The sequence below is a fragment of the Hafnia alvei genome (assembly GCF_964063325.1).
Taxonomy (GTDB): Bacteria; Pseudomonadota; Gammaproteobacteria; order Enterobacterales; family Enterobacteriaceae; genus Hafnia; species Hafnia alvei_B.
Window position 1 is genome coordinate 4,370,787 of sequence record NZ_OZ061315.1, and the last position, 17,536, is coordinate 4,388,322.

Annotated in this window: 13 protein-coding genes; 3 read left to right on the top strand and 10 right to left on the bottom strand. The window is 49.3% G+C overall.

Going from position 1 to position 17,536, the window contains the following annotated elements:
* The first annotated feature begins 17 nt into the window (after positions 1–17).
* Complete coding sequence (uvrA, locus tag AB3Y96_RS20285; RefSeq protein ID WP_072310222.1) at positions 18–2,849, top strand: excinuclease ABC subunit UvrA; 2,832 nt, start codon at positions 18–20, stop codon at positions 2,847–2,849.
* A gap of 100 nt (positions 2,850–2,949) precedes the next feature.
* Here the strand turns inward: uvrA and AB3Y96_RS20290 are convergent, their stop codons facing one another.
* The 7 genes from AB3Y96_RS20290 to AB3Y96_RS20320 all read right to left on the bottom strand — a co-directional run bounded on the left by AB3Y96_RS20290 (position 2,950) and on the right by AB3Y96_RS20320 (position 9,580).
* Positions 2,950–3,297 (bottom strand): MmcQ/YjbR family DNA-binding protein, encoded by a 348-nt coding sequence (locus AB3Y96_RS20290; protein WP_004097014.1) that lies wholly within the window; start codon positions 3,295–3,297, stop codon positions 2,950–2,952.
* On the bottom strand, positions 3,290–3,718 hold the full coding sequence (locus tag AB3Y96_RS20295; RefSeq protein ID WP_367300083.1) for a secondary thiamine-phosphate synthase enzyme YjbQ: 429 nt from the start codon (positions 3,716–3,718) through the stop codon (positions 3,290–3,292). Before AB3Y96_RS20295 ends, AB3Y96_RS20290 begins: the two co-directional genes overlap by 8 nt.
* Before the next feature lie 199 nt (positions 3,719–3,917).
* A complete protein-coding gene (locus tag AB3Y96_RS20300; RefSeq protein ID WP_367300084.1) occupies positions 3,918–4,391 on the bottom strand; it encodes a DUF1097 domain-containing protein in 474 nt (157 codons plus the stop codon).
* A complete protein-coding gene (locus AB3Y96_RS20305) occupies positions 4,391–5,662 on the bottom strand; it encodes a NupC/NupG family nucleoside CNT transporter (RefSeq protein ID WP_367300085.1) in 1,272 nt (423 codons plus the stop codon). Before AB3Y96_RS20305 ends, AB3Y96_RS20300 begins: the two co-directional genes overlap by 1 nt.
* Positions 5,663–5,913: 251 nt before the next feature.
* A complete protein-coding gene (locus AB3Y96_RS20310; RefSeq protein WP_367300086.1) occupies positions 5,914–6,852 on the bottom strand; it encodes a pseudouridine-5'-phosphate glycosidase in 939 nt (312 codons plus the stop codon).
* On the bottom strand, positions 6,849–7,940 hold the full coding sequence (locus AB3Y96_RS20315; RefSeq protein ID WP_367300087.1) for a PfkB family carbohydrate kinase: 1,092 nt from the start codon (positions 7,938–7,940) through the stop codon (positions 6,849–6,851). The genes AB3Y96_RS20310 and AB3Y96_RS20315 overlap by 4 nt, the downstream gene beginning before the upstream one ends.
* 449 nt (positions 7,941–8,389) lie before the next feature.
* A complete protein-coding gene (locus AB3Y96_RS20320) occupies positions 8,390–9,580 on the bottom strand; it encodes an amino acid aminotransferase (RefSeq protein ID WP_367300088.1) in 1,191 nt (396 codons plus the stop codon).
* A 266-nt stretch (positions 9,581–9,846) separates the two neighbouring features.
* On the opposite strand from AB3Y96_RS20320, the gene dkgA reads away from it, so the two are divergent.
* Entirely contained in the window at positions 9,847–10,677 is an 831-nt protein-coding gene (gene dkgA, locus AB3Y96_RS20325) for a 2,5-didehydrogluconate reductase DkgA (RefSeq protein ID WP_072310228.1), read from the top strand.
* A 178-nt stretch (positions 10,678–10,855) separates the two neighbouring features.
* On the opposite strand, the gene AB3Y96_RS20330 is transcribed toward dkgA, so the two are convergent.
* Complete coding sequence (locus AB3Y96_RS20330; RefSeq protein ID WP_367300089.1) at positions 10,856–13,186, bottom strand: YgiQ family radical SAM protein; 2,331 nt, start codon at positions 13,184–13,186, stop codon at positions 10,856–10,858.
* Between the two features lie 278 nt (positions 13,187–13,464).
* Here AB3Y96_RS20330 and treR point away from each other — a divergent pair, with 278 nt between their 5' ends.
* A complete protein-coding gene (gene treR, locus AB3Y96_RS20335; RefSeq protein WP_367300090.1) occupies positions 13,465–14,421 on the top strand; it encodes a trehalose operon repressor TreR in 957 nt (318 codons plus the stop codon).
* Here the strand turns inward: treR and aceK are convergent, their stop codons facing one another.
* Together aceK and aceA are read right to left on the bottom strand one after the other, a co-directional pair.
* Positions 14,422–16,140: a bifunctional isocitrate dehydrogenase kinase/phosphatase gene (gene aceK / locus AB3Y96_RS20340; RefSeq protein WP_072310235.1), complete on the bottom strand. Its 1,719-nt coding sequence runs from the start codon at positions 16,138–16,140 to the stop codon at positions 14,422–14,424. It lies immediately after the preceding gene.
* 82 nt (positions 16,141–16,222) lie between these two features.
* Positions 16,223–17,533, bottom strand: a complete 1,311-nt coding sequence (gene aceA / locus AB3Y96_RS20345) for an isocitrate lyase (RefSeq protein ID WP_367300091.1) — start codon at positions 17,531–17,533, stop codon at positions 16,223–16,225.
* Between the last annotated feature and the right edge of the window lie 3 nt (positions 17,534–17,536).

A 17,536-nucleotide genomic window follows, 5' to 3' on the forward strand; every position in this document is an offset into this window, starting at 1 on the left:
CATCCGGGAAGTCGTTAATGGATAAAATAGAAATACGGGGTGCTCGCACCCACAACCTGAAAAATATTAATCTGATCATTCCTCGCGACAAGCTGATTGTTGTGACCGGGCTATCAGGCTCAGGCAAGTCCTCTCTGGCGTTTGATACGCTGTACGCTGAAGGCCAGCGCCGGTATGTCGAATCGTTGTCTGCCTATGCGCGTCAGTTTCTTTCTTTGATGGAAAAGCCAGACGTTGACCACATTGAGGGTCTGTCTCCGGCAATTTCCATTGAGCAGAAATCTACCTCACATAACCCGCGTTCAACCGTGGGGACAATCACTGAAATCCATGACTATCTGCGTCTGCTGTTTGCCCGCGTTGGTGAGCCACGCTGCCCGGATCATGATGTTCCCTTAGCCGCACAAACCGTCAGCCAAATGGTTGATAACGTGCTGACGCAGCCGGAAGGTAAGCGTCTGATGTTGCTGGCACCGATCGTCAAAGATCGCAAAGGTGAGCATACTAAAACGCTGGAAAATCTGGCGGCACAAGGCTATATCCGCGCTCGCATCGACGGCGAGGTGTGCGATCTTTCCGATCCTCCCAAGCTGGAGCTTCAGAAGAAACACAGCATCGAAGTGGTGGTCGATCGTTTCAAAGTACGCGATGACATGGCACAACGCTTAGCGGAATCCTTTGAAACAGCGCTAGAGCTGTCTGGCGGCAGCGCGATTGTTGCCGATATGGATGACGCTAAAGCGCCTGAGCTGTTGTTCTCTGCAAACTTTGCCTGCCCAATTTGTGGCTACAGCATGCGTGAGCTTGAACCACGTTTGTTCTCATTCAACAATCCAGCAGGGGCTTGCCCAACCTGTGATGGCTTGGGCGTACAACAATATTTCGATCCCGATCGCGTGGTGCAAAACGCCGAGCTATCACTGGCCGGCGGCGCAATTCGCGGCTGGGATCGTCGTAACTTCTACTATTTCCAAATGCTGAAATCGTTAGCAGACCATTATCATTTTGATGTGGAAGCGCCGTTCGGTAGTTTGGATGCTAAAACGCAGAAAGCCGTGCTGTATGGCTCCGGCAAAGAGTCGATTGAGTTTAAATATATCAACGACCGTGGCGACATTACGGTGCGCAACCATCCGTTCGAAGGCGTGTTGCACAATATGGAGCGCCGCTACAAAGAAACAGAATCTTCTGCGGTACGCGAAGAGCTATCGAAATTCATCAGCAACCGTTCATGCGCATCGTGCCACGGCACTCGTCTACGTGAAGAAGCACGTCATGTGTTTGTTGAGAACACCACGCTGCCTGTGATTTCAGATCTTAGCATTGGTGATGCTCTGACGTTCTTCCGCGATCTGAAACTGCAGGGCCAGCGTGCGCAGATTGCCGAAAAAATCCTGAAGGAAATCGGCGACCGACTGAAGTTCTTGGTTAACGTAGGCCTGAACTACTTGAGCTTGTCCCGTTCTGCCGAAACGCTTTCCGGCGGTGAGGCGCAGCGTATTCGCTTGGCAAGTCAGATCGGCGCAGGTCTGGTTGGGGTGATGTACGTGCTGGATGAGCCTTCAATCGGCTTACATCAGCGTGATAACGAGCGACTTCTGGAAACCTTGATCCACCTGCGCAATCTGGGTAACACCGTGATTGTGGTGGAGCACGATGAAGACGCCATTCGCGCAGCCGATTACGTGATTGATATCGGCCCAGGTGCGGGCGTGCACGGCGGCGAAGTCGTTGCTCAAGGCTCGGTGGATGAGATCATGGCGGTGCCTGAGTCCCTCACCGGCCAGTTCCTTAGCGGTAAACGTGAAATCGCGGTGCCTGCGGAACGCGTTCCTGCCGATGCCACCAAAGTACTTAAGCTGATTGGTGCCAGCGGAAATAACCTGAAGGACGTTACGCTAACGCTGCCTGTGGGGCTTTTCACCTGTATCACCGGTGTTTCTGGCTCAGGTAAATCCACGCTGATTAATGACACCCTGTTCCCGATTGCGCAAACCCAGCTAAACGGTGCAACGCTCGCGGAACCTGCGCCTTATCGCGCGGTGGAAGGAATGGAACATTTCGATAAAGTTATCGATATTGACCAAAGCCCAATCGGCCGTACGCCACGCTCAAACCCTGCAACCTATACCGGCATTTTCACACCAGTACGCGAGCTGTTTGCAGGTGTTCCTGAATCACGCGCTCGCGGCTATAACCCTGGGCGTTTTAGCTTTAACGTTAAAGGCGGACGCTGTGAAGCCTGTCAGGGCGATGGGGTTATCAAGGTTGAAATGCATTTCTTGCCGGATATCTACGTACCTTGCGATCAATGCAAAGGTAAGCGTTATAACCGTGAAACGCTGGAGATTAAATACAAAGGCAAGAGCATCCACGAAGTGCTGGATATGACGATCGAAGAGGCGCGTGAGTTCTTCGATGCAGTCCCTGCGCTGGCGCGTAAGCTGCAAACGCTGATCGATGTTGGTCTATCCTATATTCGCTTAGGTCAGTCAGCAACCACGCTATCTGGCGGCGAAGCGCAGCGCGTGAAGCTGTCTCGCGAGCTCTCCAAGCGCGGGACCGGCCAAACCCTGTATATTCTGGATGAACCAACCACCGGCCTGCATTTCGCTGATATTCAGCAACTGCTGGCGGTATTGCATCAATTGCGCGATCAGGGCAACACCATCGTGGTAATTGAGCATAACTTGGACGTGATAAAAACAGCTGACTGGATCGTCGACTTAGGACCAGAAGGCGGCGGTGGCGGTGGTCAGATTCTGGTATCAGGGACACCGGAAACGGTGGCTGAGTGTGAGCAATCACATACTGCTAGATTCTTGAAACCGTTACTTATTAAAAAATAGAGTATCGTTACAAGCCGAAAATTAATGCGCCCCGATGAGAACGATCATCGGGGCGTTTTATATTTTGGCATTCGCTATCTGCTTACATATTAAAGAGAGATTACAGCCCTTGGCGGGTTTGCTCACCGACATGGTTAAGCGCTAAAGAATAAGAGCCATCAACCAGTTTATAGAGCAAAGAATCATTGAGGGTACCGTCGAGGAAAATCGTACTCCAATGCGCTTTATTCAGGTTAGGACTTGGAACAATATCTTTATGTTCGCTGCGCAGTTGCGCTGCCTGCTCACAGCTCATTTTAAGCGCTACGGCAGGACGACCTTCTACATGGTCGACCATCGCAAACATCACGCCGCCTACTTTAACCTGATTTGCTCGCCAACGATTTTGGACGCTTTGCTCTGCCCCCGGTTTAGCCATGCAGTATTGCAAAAATGCCGAATTATTCATGAACAATATCCCCTTGTATAGTTGCGACGATCCGGCGCGTACCGCCGTGCACGCGGTGTTCACCAAACCATATCCCCTGCCAGGTTCCCAACTGTAGCTTTCCCCGACATATCGGTAACGTTAAGGAAGCCCCTAACAGCGAAGACTTAATATGCGCAGGCATATCATCATCGCCTTCATAGTCGTGCTCATAGGGAGCATCTTCGGGGACCGTTCGCATGAAGTGTTGCTCCATATCGTAACGGACAGTGGGATCACAGTTTTCGTTGAGGGTTAACGACGCGGAGGTGTGCAGCAGCAGCAGATGCAATATCCCTACCTCGACAGAGGCTAACTGTGGGAGTTTCTCGATAATTTCATCGGTGACCAGATGGAAACCACGCGGCTTTGCATGCAAAACAATAGTGTGCTGATACCACATCTTCAGACGTCCTTAACTAGTATATTCTTTGTACAATAGTCGGCAACTTTTGAGCATCAAAAGTTATGTAAAGACCTCGTTAGCCTACGCCCCAGACAGATAGTTTGCAGCAGTCAATTTTCCTCGGCATGAAAACTCGCGCAAAAAAGCCCATGTATTTTTGATACATGGGCTAAAAAATTAATTAACTTGTTTAATATTAATTAGTTATATTTATCTTCCATTGGTTTGCCATCCATGCTCCGCTGCTTTGCATCAGGAAACCGAATATTCCTCCTAGGCACAGCGCCAAAACCACCGATAACCACTCGGACTGCGAGCCAAATAGCGCACAGGCACCGATAAAACTGCCGGGCACAAAGCAAAGCACGCGCAGTCGGGATTGAGCACACATCATGAAGGATATCGCCCCCGTCGTCGCTGCTGCGTAACTAACACCTGTCGAGGCCGTCAGAGCCATTGCAATGGCAGCCCAGCTTGCCCCACTCACATTAGCCGCTAGGCCACGACATAAACCCAGCAGCCCTTTGCTGGGAATAGCAAAATAGGTTGTGCAGCCTAAAAAGCCAATCCAGCTCATGAGCACCAACTGTTCGGCTAGCCATGCCCAAACACCGGATAAAATACCGGTGCTTAGCGCAAGACAAAGCAGTAACCGTGTGTCTTTTTTCATTATGAAACTATCGCTAATGCCCCAAGCCCGATGAACAAACCTGCAATCGTTGCGCTCATCAAGTTGGAAAGAGTTGCCGCAAGCAAAGCGCGTAATCCTAGGCGTGCAATGTCCGATGCACGCTCTGGAGCAACAGCGCTAAAGGCACCCACTACCACCGCAATTGATCCAAAGTTGGCGAAACCACAGAGAGCAAAAGAGATAACGGCAATGGTTTTTGGATCTAAAGCACCCGCAGCATCCTTGAGATAGGGAGAGAAATTCACGTACGCGACAAACTCGTTAATCGCCAGTTTCTGTCCTATTAAACCACCAGCCAGTGCAGAGTTATCCCAGCTCACGCCCATGATGTATGCCAACGGAGAGAAGATATAACCCAACAGGCTTTCCAAGCTGACACCTGACCAACCAAACAACCCACCGACGCCACCAATGATGCCGTTGATCAACGCAATTAACGCAACAAACGCCATCACCACCGTCGCCACGCCAACGGCGATCTTCAGACCTAGCATTGCACCGCTCGCCGCCGCTTCAATAACACTCGCGGGGCGCTTATCGCTGAATGACATCTGGCTAAACTCAACCTGAGACTCCTCTGTGGCGGGGCTGAGCATACGCGCAAATAAGATCCCACCGGGGATCGCCATCAACGACGCAGCTAGCAAGTACTCGATGGGCACACCTAACCCCGCATAGCCAACCAGCATGGAACCCGCAATTGACGCCATTCCGCTGCAAATTACCGTAAAAAGTTCGTTTCGGTTCATTTTGCTAATAAATGGTTTGAGCACCGCCGGAAGTTCGTTTTGCCCGAGAAATATCGTGGTGACCGCTGCAAACGCCTCTACTTTGCTCACTCGCATCATTTTCTGGAACACATAACCAAGAATATTAATAACCCAGCCCATCACGCCGATATAATAAAGAATCGAGATCAGCGAGGTAATAAAAATAATTGCCGGCAATACATGAAATGCGAAAACAAAACCAGCACCGTCAAATAACACATTCATTTTTGGGCCAACTAGGCCACCAAAAATAAATGAACTACCCGCATCGCTGTATGAAATAACCTTATTAACGCCACTCGCAATAGCGTTGATCAACCATTTGCCAGCAGGGACATAAAGCATCACTGCACCCAAAATAACCTGTAATAAAAGTGCCGCACCAACCGTTCTTATTTTAATTTTTCTTCGATTATTAGAAAATACAAAAGCGATTAAAAGGAGTATACCAATACCCAACAAGCTGCGTAATAAGTCCATAAATCCGTCCTTTCGATATATGCAGCCATACCCAAAATAATTCGAATTGCATTGAGGCGGCAAGTGAATAAATCCCGATGAGCTTACTCAAGTAAGTAATTCGGGTGCACGAGCTGGCCAACAAAAATGCAGCTTGAAGTATGATGGATATATACCTGAAAGAGGATAAGCGTAAAAGCCCATCCACCTTTCAGGTTGGCGTTTTATTTAGTTGTTAATATCAGGATAAAACTTAAGGAGTAACGCTATTTTTATGCTGCGGTCTCCTGGTAGCAACATGCAATCTGAGCGGCTAGTTTTGCATTATTAAATACCAATTGGATATTGGAATGCAGGCTATCCCCTCCTGTGAGTTCCGCGACTCTTGCCAGCAGGAATGGTGTGCTATCTTTCCCATGAACCCCCTGTTCAATCGACTCCTGAACCGCTTGCTCAATCGCCGCGTTGATTTTAGCTTCAGGCATCGCGAATTGTTCAGGGATCGGGTTAGCAATCACCATTCCACCGTCCAAACCAGACTGCCACTTGGTCGCCATCGCCTTCGCTATCTGCTCTGGTTCATCCAATTGAATGCTGACGGAGAATGGGCTAGTACGGCAGAAAAATGCGGGTAAAACCTGAGTTTGATAGCCAATCAACGGTACACCGTGCGTCTCAAGATATTCCGTGGTCAATCCCAAATCCAGAATCGATTTGGCCCCGGCACAAATCACGGCCACGTTGGTTTTTGCCAATTCTTGTAAATCAGCTGAAATATCAAATGTTTGTTCAGCACCGCGGTGAACACCACCAATACCGCCTGTGGCAAAGACATGAATACCGGCCATTTCGGCAATAATCATGGTCGAGGCCACGGTAGTAGCACCGTTTTTGCCTGCTGCAACGATGAACGGCAAGTCACGACGGCTCACTTTCGCCACGTTGTGACCTTCTTTGCCGAGCAGCTCAATCTCTTCGCGGGATAAGCCTGCTTTCATACGGCCATTAATAATCGCAATCGTCGCAGGTACTGCGCCATTTTCACGGATTTGCTGCTCAACCGCCAACGCCGTTTCGGCATTTTGTGGGTAAGGCATACCATGAGAAATAATGGTAGATTCTAAAGCCACAACAGGGCGATTATTGGCTAATGCCTCAGCAACTTCCGGCGAAATATCCAGATACTCATTGGTCATAACGTTATTTTTCATGATTGTAGTTCCAACAGTTTTTGAACACTGCCATTCGACAGATTAGGGTTATTAGTAAATTCAGAGGAAAGGGTTAATGCGGAACATCCCTGCGCAAAACGGATACTTTCGGCAAGCGTCATGTCTTCAAGCCAACAGCTAGCCAGCCCAGCCATCATGGCATCACCAGCCCCGGTCACATTGACGATGTTCACCGGCAGAGGACTCGACCACCCGCTTTGCCCATCAATTTCACTGTAAAAAACACCGGCCGCTCCCATGCTAAGCGCAATTCGCTGCACGCCTTGGTCATGGAACCATTTAGCCGCCTTAGGCGCATCTTTAGGGCTAGTAATCGTCATCCCGCTGAGGATCTCGGCCTCAAGACGATTAGGTTTCAACGTATGAATATGTGATAGCCAATTTCGGATCTTGGGTGCTTTAAATGCAGATACGGTATCAACAAATATTGGAACACTGCCAGCGTGGCTAAATAGCCATGCCAAAGCATCTTCGGTAAGGTTGCAGTCAACAATTAATACACCGGCATGCTGAATAAGATCTTTTGACGTTGCCAATAATGCGGGCGTCAGTTTTTCTAAAATTCGCATATCATTAATAGCGACCAGCATTTCACCACTTTCATCTAATAAAGAGACATAGGTTGACGTGCTTTCACCATGCAGTTTATGGAAACTATCAATATGAACACCGGCTAACTTTGCCTGCTCTAATAAAGTATCACCGTAAAAATCATCTCCTACTACGGAAATCAGATGGCACTCCCGCCCTAATAAGGCAATATTTTGCGCTATATTTCTCCCGACACCGCCTGGAGTACATTTTATTTTCCCTGGGTTGGAATCTTCATAAACTAATTTAGAGGCTGAGTATCCGCATACATCCATATTCGTAGAGCCTACGGTGACAACATAGCTGTGCTCAGACAATATGTATCCTTTTCCTTTTATATATCCTTTCTTCATTAAGTTCATAATATGTCCTGCTACACCAGAGCGGCTAATACCTAAAACATCGGCAATTTCCTGCTGTGGGATCAAAGGATCACGTCTCAGAAGCTGCAATATCTGCTTTTCTCGGCTAGTCATATTGGACACTTGTTTGTTTTTAAACATGCGTTTGTTTTAAGCCGCCATTGAAAAACAGTAAAGTGGGATTTAGAAGTTTAAGAAGGAATTGGGAAGGCGATCGTAATTAAGATGAATGTGTTTTCATTCATTATTTTGTGAGCAATATCAAGCTATCAATCTCTCGATTTAAACCTAATAACCACAAAAACAAATCATTAAAAATAATGCAGAATTTAATTCTTTTAATAAATATTAAAAATCATAGAGATAGGAATTTTCCCGTAATGCGCTAACTTTTGTTTGCATAGACACTCATTATCGATTTTGAGTGATTCATCAGCATGTGCCCTTTCAGTTCCAACGAGATCTGTCTCACAGTTGGCGTAGCTGTTTTCAGTGGAAAACTATTGGAGATGAGAAATAAAAAAAGCTCCCGAGAATATCGAGAGCTTCATTAACGATAAGGATTAAACGGCAGCGAATGACTGAGCAACGCGCTGCGCATTGGCGTGATTCATTCCCGCTACGCACATGCGGCCGCTGGCGATCAGATATACGCCAAACTCTTCACGCAGCCGTTCAACCTGCTGAGCACTGAGGCCGGTATAACTAAACATGCCGCGCTGCGACATCAGATAGTCAAAGTTGCGCTGTGGCAACACGGTTTTTAAGCCGTCCACCAGCGTGCGGCGCATTTCAATGATACGCAGACGCATACTTTCAACTTCTTCCAGCCATAAGGCTTTAAGCTTCGGATCGTTTAGCACCGTTGCCACAACCTGAGCCCCAAAGTTAGGTGGGCTGGAGTAAATGCGGCGCACGGTCGCTTTTAACTGGCCTAATACTCGGCTTGCTGCTTCTTCGCTTTCACACACCACGGATAACCCGCCAACGCGTTCACCATAGAGAGAGAAAATTTTCGAAAACGAATTACTCACGAGGCATGGCAACTCTGCCTGAGCCATAGCGCGGATAGCATAGGCGTCCTCTTCCATTCCCGCCCCAAAGCCTTGATAAGCGATATCGAGGAATGGAATAAGCTCACGCGCTTTCGCGATTTCAATCACGCGATCCCATTGCGCATTGGTGAGATCTGAGCCCGTTGGGTTGTGACAGCAAGGGTGCATTAACACGATGCTGCGTGCAGGCAGCTGATTTAGCGTGTTAAGCATCGCATCAAAATTCACACCCAGCGTTTCAGGGTCGAAATAGGGATACTGATGCACTTTGAAGCCCGCACCCGAGAAGATCGCAATATGGTTTTCCCACGTTGGATCGCTGACCCACACCTCAGAATCAGGGAAATAATGCTTTAAAAAGTCGGCCCCAACTTTCAGCGCACCGGAACCACCGATAGTTTGCACCGTAGCAATACGCTTTTGAGCAACCATTGGATGTGTATCACCAAACAATAGGCTCTGGATCGCGCTACGGTATGTCGCTAATCCTTCCATCGGCAGATACAACGACGCAGCACCCTCGCGAGCATTTAGGATCTCTTCCGCAGCAGCAACGGCTTTCAACTGAGGAATAGTTCCCTTTTCGTCATAGTACAGACCGATACTGAGGTTAACTTTATCGGCTCGAGGATCCTGTTTGTAGGTATCCATCAGCGAGAGAATCGGATCGCCTGCATAGGCGTCTACATGCTGAAACACGGGTGCTCTCCTTGAAATCACGGGGGTGTAAAAATATCTTTAACAACACAATAACCTTGTCGCAGACCATAAAGCTATAGCCAATTACTTCGTCCATACCGATCTTTTTGGACTAGGCTTAAAGGATATGTTTCATCATAGCCAAAATAATTTGAGCTGCATTGAGGCGGCAAGTTGAGCGCAGCCAACAAAAATGCTGCTTGAAATATGGCGGGTATGGATCGGATGGAGCTTCTGTTTAGCCTATCCAACTGAAGGAGAAAACGATGTCCACACAACCTATTATCAAACTGAGCGACGGGAATACCATGCCACAGCTCGGTTTAGGCGTATGGCAGGCTTCGAATGAGCAGGTCATCACCGCTATCGAAACGGCGTTAGAGACAGGGTATCGCTCAATCGATACTGCGGCCATTTATGCTAACGAAGAAGGCGTCGGCAAAGCGTTAGCAAACTCGTCAATTGCTCGCGATGAGCTTTTCATCACCACTAAATTATGGAACACAGACCAAGATAATGCGGCTAAGGCGCTGGAAGAAAGCCTAAAAAAGCTGCGGTTAGATTACATAGACCTGTATCTGATCCATTGGCCCGCTCCCGCACAGGATAAATACGTTACCGCGTGGAAATCGCTGATTGAATTGAAAAAACAGGGACTGATTAAAAGCATTGGCGTATGTAATTTTAACATCCCGCACCTACAGCGCCTAATCGATGAAACGGGCGTTTCACCCACCGTGAACCAAATTGAGCTCCATCCTTTGATGCAGCAAAAAACCATGCACGCGTGGAATGCCACCCATCACATTGCCACTGAGTCTTGGAGCCCGCTAGCGCAGGGTGGTGAAGGCGTTTTTGATACTGAAATCATTCATAAGCTGGCGAAAAAGTATGAGAAAACCCCTGCTCAGATTGTTATTCGCTGGCACTTGGATTCAGGATTAATTGTGATCCCTAAATCCGTCACGCCAAAACGTATTCAAGAAAACTTTGGGGTGTTTGATTTTAGATTGGATAAAGATGAGCTGAGCCTGATTGCTAAGCTCGATAGCGGAAAACGTCTGGGTCCCGATCCTGATACGTTTGAAAAGCTTTGATTAATCGCTAAAAAATCCCCGCGGTGTGGTAGCGCCGTTCACCGAAGCTCGATTTTAGGGGGAGCACACCGATGGGGTCGTAGCGGCGTAAGCCGCCGAAGCGCCCCACGGTGTGGTAGACCCGTGTATCTCGATCTTTTAAACGAGCGGCGTAACACCGCACGGGGATTTTTTATCGTTATTTACCTTTGGTCACTCGAGGTGCCTTACGCCCTGATGGCTTCGCAGCGGGTTTTCCTGCTGGCGTATGCGCCGCTGGTTTAGCCGCTTGCGGTTTGCCTTTAACAGGCTTGCCAGTCGGAGAAGCCTTATCATGTACTTTTCCATTGCGCTCCGCTGATGGCGCTTCACCACGAATCGTTTTAGGTTTCGCACCACGCTGTTCAGGCTTCGCCGGCGCACCGGTATGCTTAGTCATCGCTGGACGCATATTTTTCTGGTATCCACGACGCGCTTCGCGCTGTTCTTCCAGCGTTGGGGCCGGTACTAAACATTCACGACGTGAACCGATTAAATGCTTCATACCCATCTCTTCCAGCGCACCACGGATCAGCGGCCAGTTAGCTGGATCGTGATAGCGCAGCAGCGCTTTGTGTAAACGACGCTGGCGATCGCCTTTCGGCACCACAACGTCTTCGCTCTTATAATCGACTTTGCCCAGCGGGTTTTTACCCGTGTGATACATCGTGGTGGAATTCGCCAACGGCGACGGATAGAAGTTTTGTACCTGATCCAAACGGAAACGGTTTTTCTTCAGCCATAGCGCTAGGTTGACCATATCCTCATCTCGCGTCCCCGGATGCGCTGAAATGAAATACGGGATCAAATACTGTTCTTTGCCAGCCTGCTTGGAATAAGTATCAAACAGCTCTTTAAAGCGCTGATAACTCCCCATGCCCGGCTTCATCATCTTAGACAGCGGCCCTTCTTCAGTATGCTCTGGCGCAATCTTCAGGTAGCCACCCACATGATGGGTTGCCAGCTCTTTGATATAGCGTGGATCTTCAACCGCCAGATCATAACGAACCCCCGAGGCAATAAGGATTTTCTTCACGCCGTCTAGATCGCGCGCACGGCGATACAGCTTGATGGTCGGCTCATGGTTGGTATCCATGTGCTGGCAAATTTCAGGATAAACACAGGATGCACGGCGGCAGGTTTGCTCGGCACGCGGTGACTGGCAGCGCAACATATACATGTTAGCCGTTGGGCCACCCAAATCGGAAATCACGCCGGTAAAGCCGGGGACTTTGTCGCGGATCTCTTCGATTTCTCGAATGATTGAATCTTCTGAACGGCTCTGGATGATGCGGCCTTCGTGTTCGGTAATCGAACAGAATGAGCAGCCGCCGTAGCAACCGCGCATGATGTTGATGGAGAAACGGATCATCTCATAGGCAGGAATACGAGCGCTGCCGTAGGCTGGATGAGGAACACGCTGGTAAGGCAGCGCAAATACGCTGTCCATTTCTTCCGTGCTCAATGGGATCGCCGGAGGGTTAATCCAAATATAGCGATCGCCATGTTTTTGCATCAAAGCACGCGCACAGCCGGGGTTGGTTTCATGATGCAAAATACGCGATGTGTGTGCATACAGCACTTTGTCATTTTTAACTTTTTCATAAGACGGCAGCAGCACGTAGGTTTTTTCCCACGGCTTAGGCTTCGGTGCACGCACCGTAATAGCTTGTACGCTATCGTCTTTTTTCTTATCGGCATCTGGCGCACAGGCCAAATCATCACCGTAAGGATTTGGAATCGGTTCGATACGACCCGGTTTGTCTAAGCGCGTGGAGTCCACGCCGCTCCAGCCCGGCAGCGCCTCTTTGCGCATGACCGCGGTATTGCGCACGTCGATAATGCTAGCAATCGGCTCACCTGAAGCTAAACGATGTGCAACTTCCACCAGTGGGCGTTCGCCGTTGCCATACATCAGCATGTCGGCTTTAGAATCCACCAGCACCGAACGGCGCACGGTGTCAGACCAATAGTCGTAATGAGCAATACGGCGCAGGCTGGCTTCAATTCCACCTAAAATCACCGGAACATCGCTGAAGGCTTCTTTGCAGCGTTGGGTATAAACCAACGTTGCGCGATCTGGACGTTTGCCGCTTTCGTTGTTAGGCGTGTAAGCATCGTCGTGGCGCAGTTTGCGATCGGCGGTATAGCGGTTAATCATCGAATCCATATTGCCAGCGGTGACGCCGTAAAACAGGTTCGGTTTCCCCAAACGCATAAAGTCAGCTTTGCTCGTCCAGTCCGGCTGCGCAATGATCCCCACGCGAAAACCCTGAGCTTCCAGCATACGGCCAACAATTGCCATCCCAAAACTTGGATGGTCAACGTAGGCATCACCGGTAACTAGAATGACGTCACAGCTATCCCAGCCGAGAGTATCCATTTCCTCACGCGACATCGGTAAGAATGGGGCCGTGCCGTAGCACTCTGCCCAATAGGGCGTGTAGGAGAACAAATCACGTTCTGGCTGGATCAGGCTGATACTACTCATGACATCACTCTTTTCTATTTATCTGGGGAAGTTTGCGCTGAAGCGGAACTGCAATACGTTGTGCCGTTAACGATTCGGGTGGTTAACAAAGCATCAATATCAGGGCGGCGATTATACGCATTTGCACACGTAAAAGAGAGGGATATTTGAGATTGGCCTGTTATCACTCTTATCGTTCCCTGAATGAGCTGCGGTAAAGTTCATGACAGGGGCTTGCCTTAGCGGCTTTTACCCACAACAATAGCATTCTTATCACTGACTCTGCGTGGCGTTACGTTATGTCCGAACGATTGACGATTAAAGATATTGCTCGCCTCAGCGGCGTGGGTAAATCCACAGTCTCCCGCGTGATCAATAAAGAATCTGGCGTTAAGCCAGAAACGCGTGCGCGGATTGAAGAAATCATTAATCAACATAACTTTGCCCCATCTAAATCGGCTCGGGCTATGCGCGGCCAAACAGATAAAGTCGTCGCCATCATTGTTTCTCGTTTAGATTCTAACGCTGAAAATCAGGCCGTGCGTGCGATGCTGCCCCTGTTGTATGCCCAAGGCTACGATCCTATTTTGTTGGAAAGCCAGTTTGAGCCTGAACGAGTGCAAGAACATTTAACTGTTCTGTCGCGCCGTCACGTGGATGGCATTTTGCTGTTTGGTTTTACCGGTCTCGATGAGTCAATGCTGCTGCCATGGCGAGATAAAATGGTTGTTCTGGCATGGGAGTATGAACAACTAACCTCGGTACGTTATGACGATAGCGGCGCAGTCACCTTACTGATGAACGCGCTACTCGCCAAAAAACATCGGCACATCGCTTTTGTTGGGGTAAAACTTTCGGATGCCACAACGGGCGGACGTCGCTACGACACCTATCATGCACTCTGCCAAAAACACCAGATTGCGCCTTGCGCCGCGCTCGGAGAGCTTACCTTTCAGAGTGGCTATCAATTGGCTCATCAGGTTATCTCTGAGGACACCACCGCTATCATCTGCGCTTCAGATACCATTGCCCTCGGTGTAAGTAAGTACTTACAGGAGCGGTCACAAAACGATGTAATCGTCTGCGGTATGGGGAATAATTCGCTGCTGGAATTCTTGTATCCCAAGACCTTTTCAGTCGACTTAGGCTATGCCGAAGGCGGACGAATGGCGGTACAGCAGTTACTCTCCCTGCAAAACGCGCCACAGCCCGGCAAGCACATTACGGTGCCTTGTACATTGCGCAGCCCAAACTGATTAACGCTGTGCAAATCGGCGCTTGCGTCGATAGGCAAACACATCATCAACCACACCATTGCTGATCCGCTGCTGCAAACTACGCCAATAGTTTGCGGTAAATAAATCACCGTGCATTTCGGCAAACAACGTTCTGATACGCACATCACCGCATAAAAAATGCTGAAATTCTTCAGGGAAGACATCGTTAGGCGACACGCTATACCAGGGCTCGCTGGCCATTTCGTCTTCAGGGTAGCGCGGCGGTGGAATATCACGGAAATTAACCTCGGTCATGTAGCAAATTTCGTCATAATCATAAAACACCACTCGCCCATGTCGGGTCACGCCAAAGTTTTTAAACAGCATATCGCCGGGGAAAATGTTCGCCGCTGCCAGCTGCTTGATCGCATTACCATATTCTTCAATCGCGTCATGTAACTGGCGCTCATCGGCCTGCTCCAGATAAATATTGAGCGGAATCATGCGACGCTCAATATACAGATGACGGATCACGATACGATCGCCTAAATCCTCAAGTTTTTCGGGAACTTCCCTTTGTAATTCAGCCATCAGCTCAGGGCTGACTCGCCACTTTTCAATCACAAAGTTTTCATATTCTTGGGTATCTGCCATGCGCCCAACGCGATCGTGTTCCTTAACCAGTTGGTAGCAGGCTTGAACTCGTGCAGGATCGACCTCTTTTTGCGGCGCAAACTTGTCTTTAATGATCTTAAATACGCGGTCAAAAGAAGGCAGTGTGAAAACCAGCATCACCATCCCACGAATGCCAGGAGCAATAATGAATTGCTCTTTGGATTCTGCAAGATGTTTTAAATACTCGCGATAATATTCCGTTTTCCCATGCTTTTGACAGCCAATCGCCATATATAGCTCGGCGGTTGTTTTTCCCGGTAAAATCTCGCGCAGCCAGTCAACCAACGCGGCGGGCAAAGGTGCATACACCATGAAGTACGAACGAGCGAAGCCAAAAACAATGCTGGCCTCGTCTAAACGCGTTAAGCAGGTATCGACAAACAGCGCGCCTTGTTCGTTATGATGAATCGGCAATAGAAACGGATAAATACCCGCTGGCGTGTGCAGTTTCCCCACCAGCCAAGCCGCCTTATTGCGATAAAACAGCTCATTTGCCACCTGTAAGCAGCTGTGATGTAAGGTTTCTTCACCGAAGGTATTTTCTAAATGGCTGACGATATAGTCCACATCGCGGGCACGATCTTCCCATGGTAATCGAAGTGGGAGTTCACCGAGTAAATCATTAATTAACGCTGACCAACCCGCCTCCGATTTAAACGTTCTGGCTAATGGACGGGGAAATTCGCGCCAATGACGTTCTGGCTGTGAACTAAAAACAAATAACTTATCCGGCGTTAGCTCTCGGTGATTGAACAAACGGCAGTACACAGAGTTAAAAAAGCTTTCGGCAATTTCAAAACGTGGGTATTCAGGCAGCATGTCGGTGTAGACCGTTTTCACTCGCGCCAAGAATTCAGCGTCATGACATAAAGGGCCCGTCATCCTGCGTAGCTGCTCCACCACCAGCCCCACATGGTGATCGTAGAGGTGGATACGTTTTTTCATCGCCAGTTGAACAGCGCCCCAGTTGGCTTTCTCAAAACGCTGCTGGGCTCCAGCGGTCACTTCGAGAAAACGACCGTACTGAGCATCAAAACCCTGCAAGATCGTCTGCGCAATAAGTTGTTCCATGCCTATAGCCATCTCGGTCACCTCGCCGACTCTCAGACAAAACGGGCAGAGCGCATTGCCCTGCCCGTTCTAGCGTTCATACTTACCCGCGTTTTTAGAACTGCTGCTCTTCGGTAGATCCGGTCAAAGCCGTTACCGATGACGCGCCGCCCTGAATCACATTCGTCACTTTGTCAAAGTATCCGGTGCCCACTTCCTGTTGATGAGAGGCAAAGGTATAGCCCTGTTTTTGTGCCGCAAACTCGCGCTCCTGCACTTTCTCAACGTAGTGTTTCATGCCCTCTCCGTTGGCATACGCATGCGCCAGATCGAACATGTTGAACCACATGCTGTGGATGCCCGCCAAGGTGATGAACTGGTATTTATAGCCCATCGCAGAAAGCTCATCTTGGAAGCGCGCGATAGTTTGATCGTCGAGGTTCTTTTTCCAGTTGAAGGAAGGTGAACAGTTATAGGCTAGCAGCTTGCCCGGATACTGGGCATGAATCGCATCCGCAAAACGCTTCGCGGCGTCTAAGTCTGGCGTAGATGTTTCGCACCAGACTAAATCGGCATAAGGGGCGTAGGCGAGGCCGCGGCTGATAGCCTGCTCGATACCGGCATGAGTACGGAAAAAGCCTTCAACGGTACGCTCACCGGTGACAAACGCGCTGTCGTAGCTATCACAATCTGACGTGATCAGATCGGCGGCATCAGCATCGGTACGGGCAATCACCAAGGTTGGAACACCCAAAACGTCTGCAGCCAACCGCGCTGCGACTAATTTTTGAATCGCTTCCTGTGTTGGAACCAGTACTTTGCCACCCATATGGCCGCATTTTTTCACTGATGCCAATTGGTCTTCGAAGTGAACTCCACCGGCACCGGCTTCAATCATCGATTTCATTAATTCAAACGCATTCAGTACGCCACCAAAACCGGCTTCAGCGTCGGCAACAATCGGCAAAAAGTAATCGGTGAATTTGCTATCATCCGGCTCTACGCCGTTCGACCATTGGATTTGGTCTGCGCGACGGAATGTATTATTGATACGTTCAACCACCGCTGGCACCGAATTAACCGGATACAATGATTGATCCGGATACATGCTGGATGCCAAGTTGGCATCCGCGGCCACCTGCCAGCCAGAGAGGTAAATGGCTTCGACACCGGCTTTTGCCTGCTGTAACGCCTGACCACCGGTTAATGCACCGAGACAGTTAACATAGCCTTTGCGTGAACCGCCATGCAGCAACTCCCAAAGTTTAGCTGCGCCCTTTTGCGCCAAAGTGCATTCTGGATTCACCGAACCACGCAGATTAACCACGTCATTTGCGCTGTAAGGACGGGTAATGCCCTCCCAACGCGGGTTAGTTTTCCAATCCTGTTCCAACTGCTGAATTTGCTGATTACGTGAGGTAGACATGGC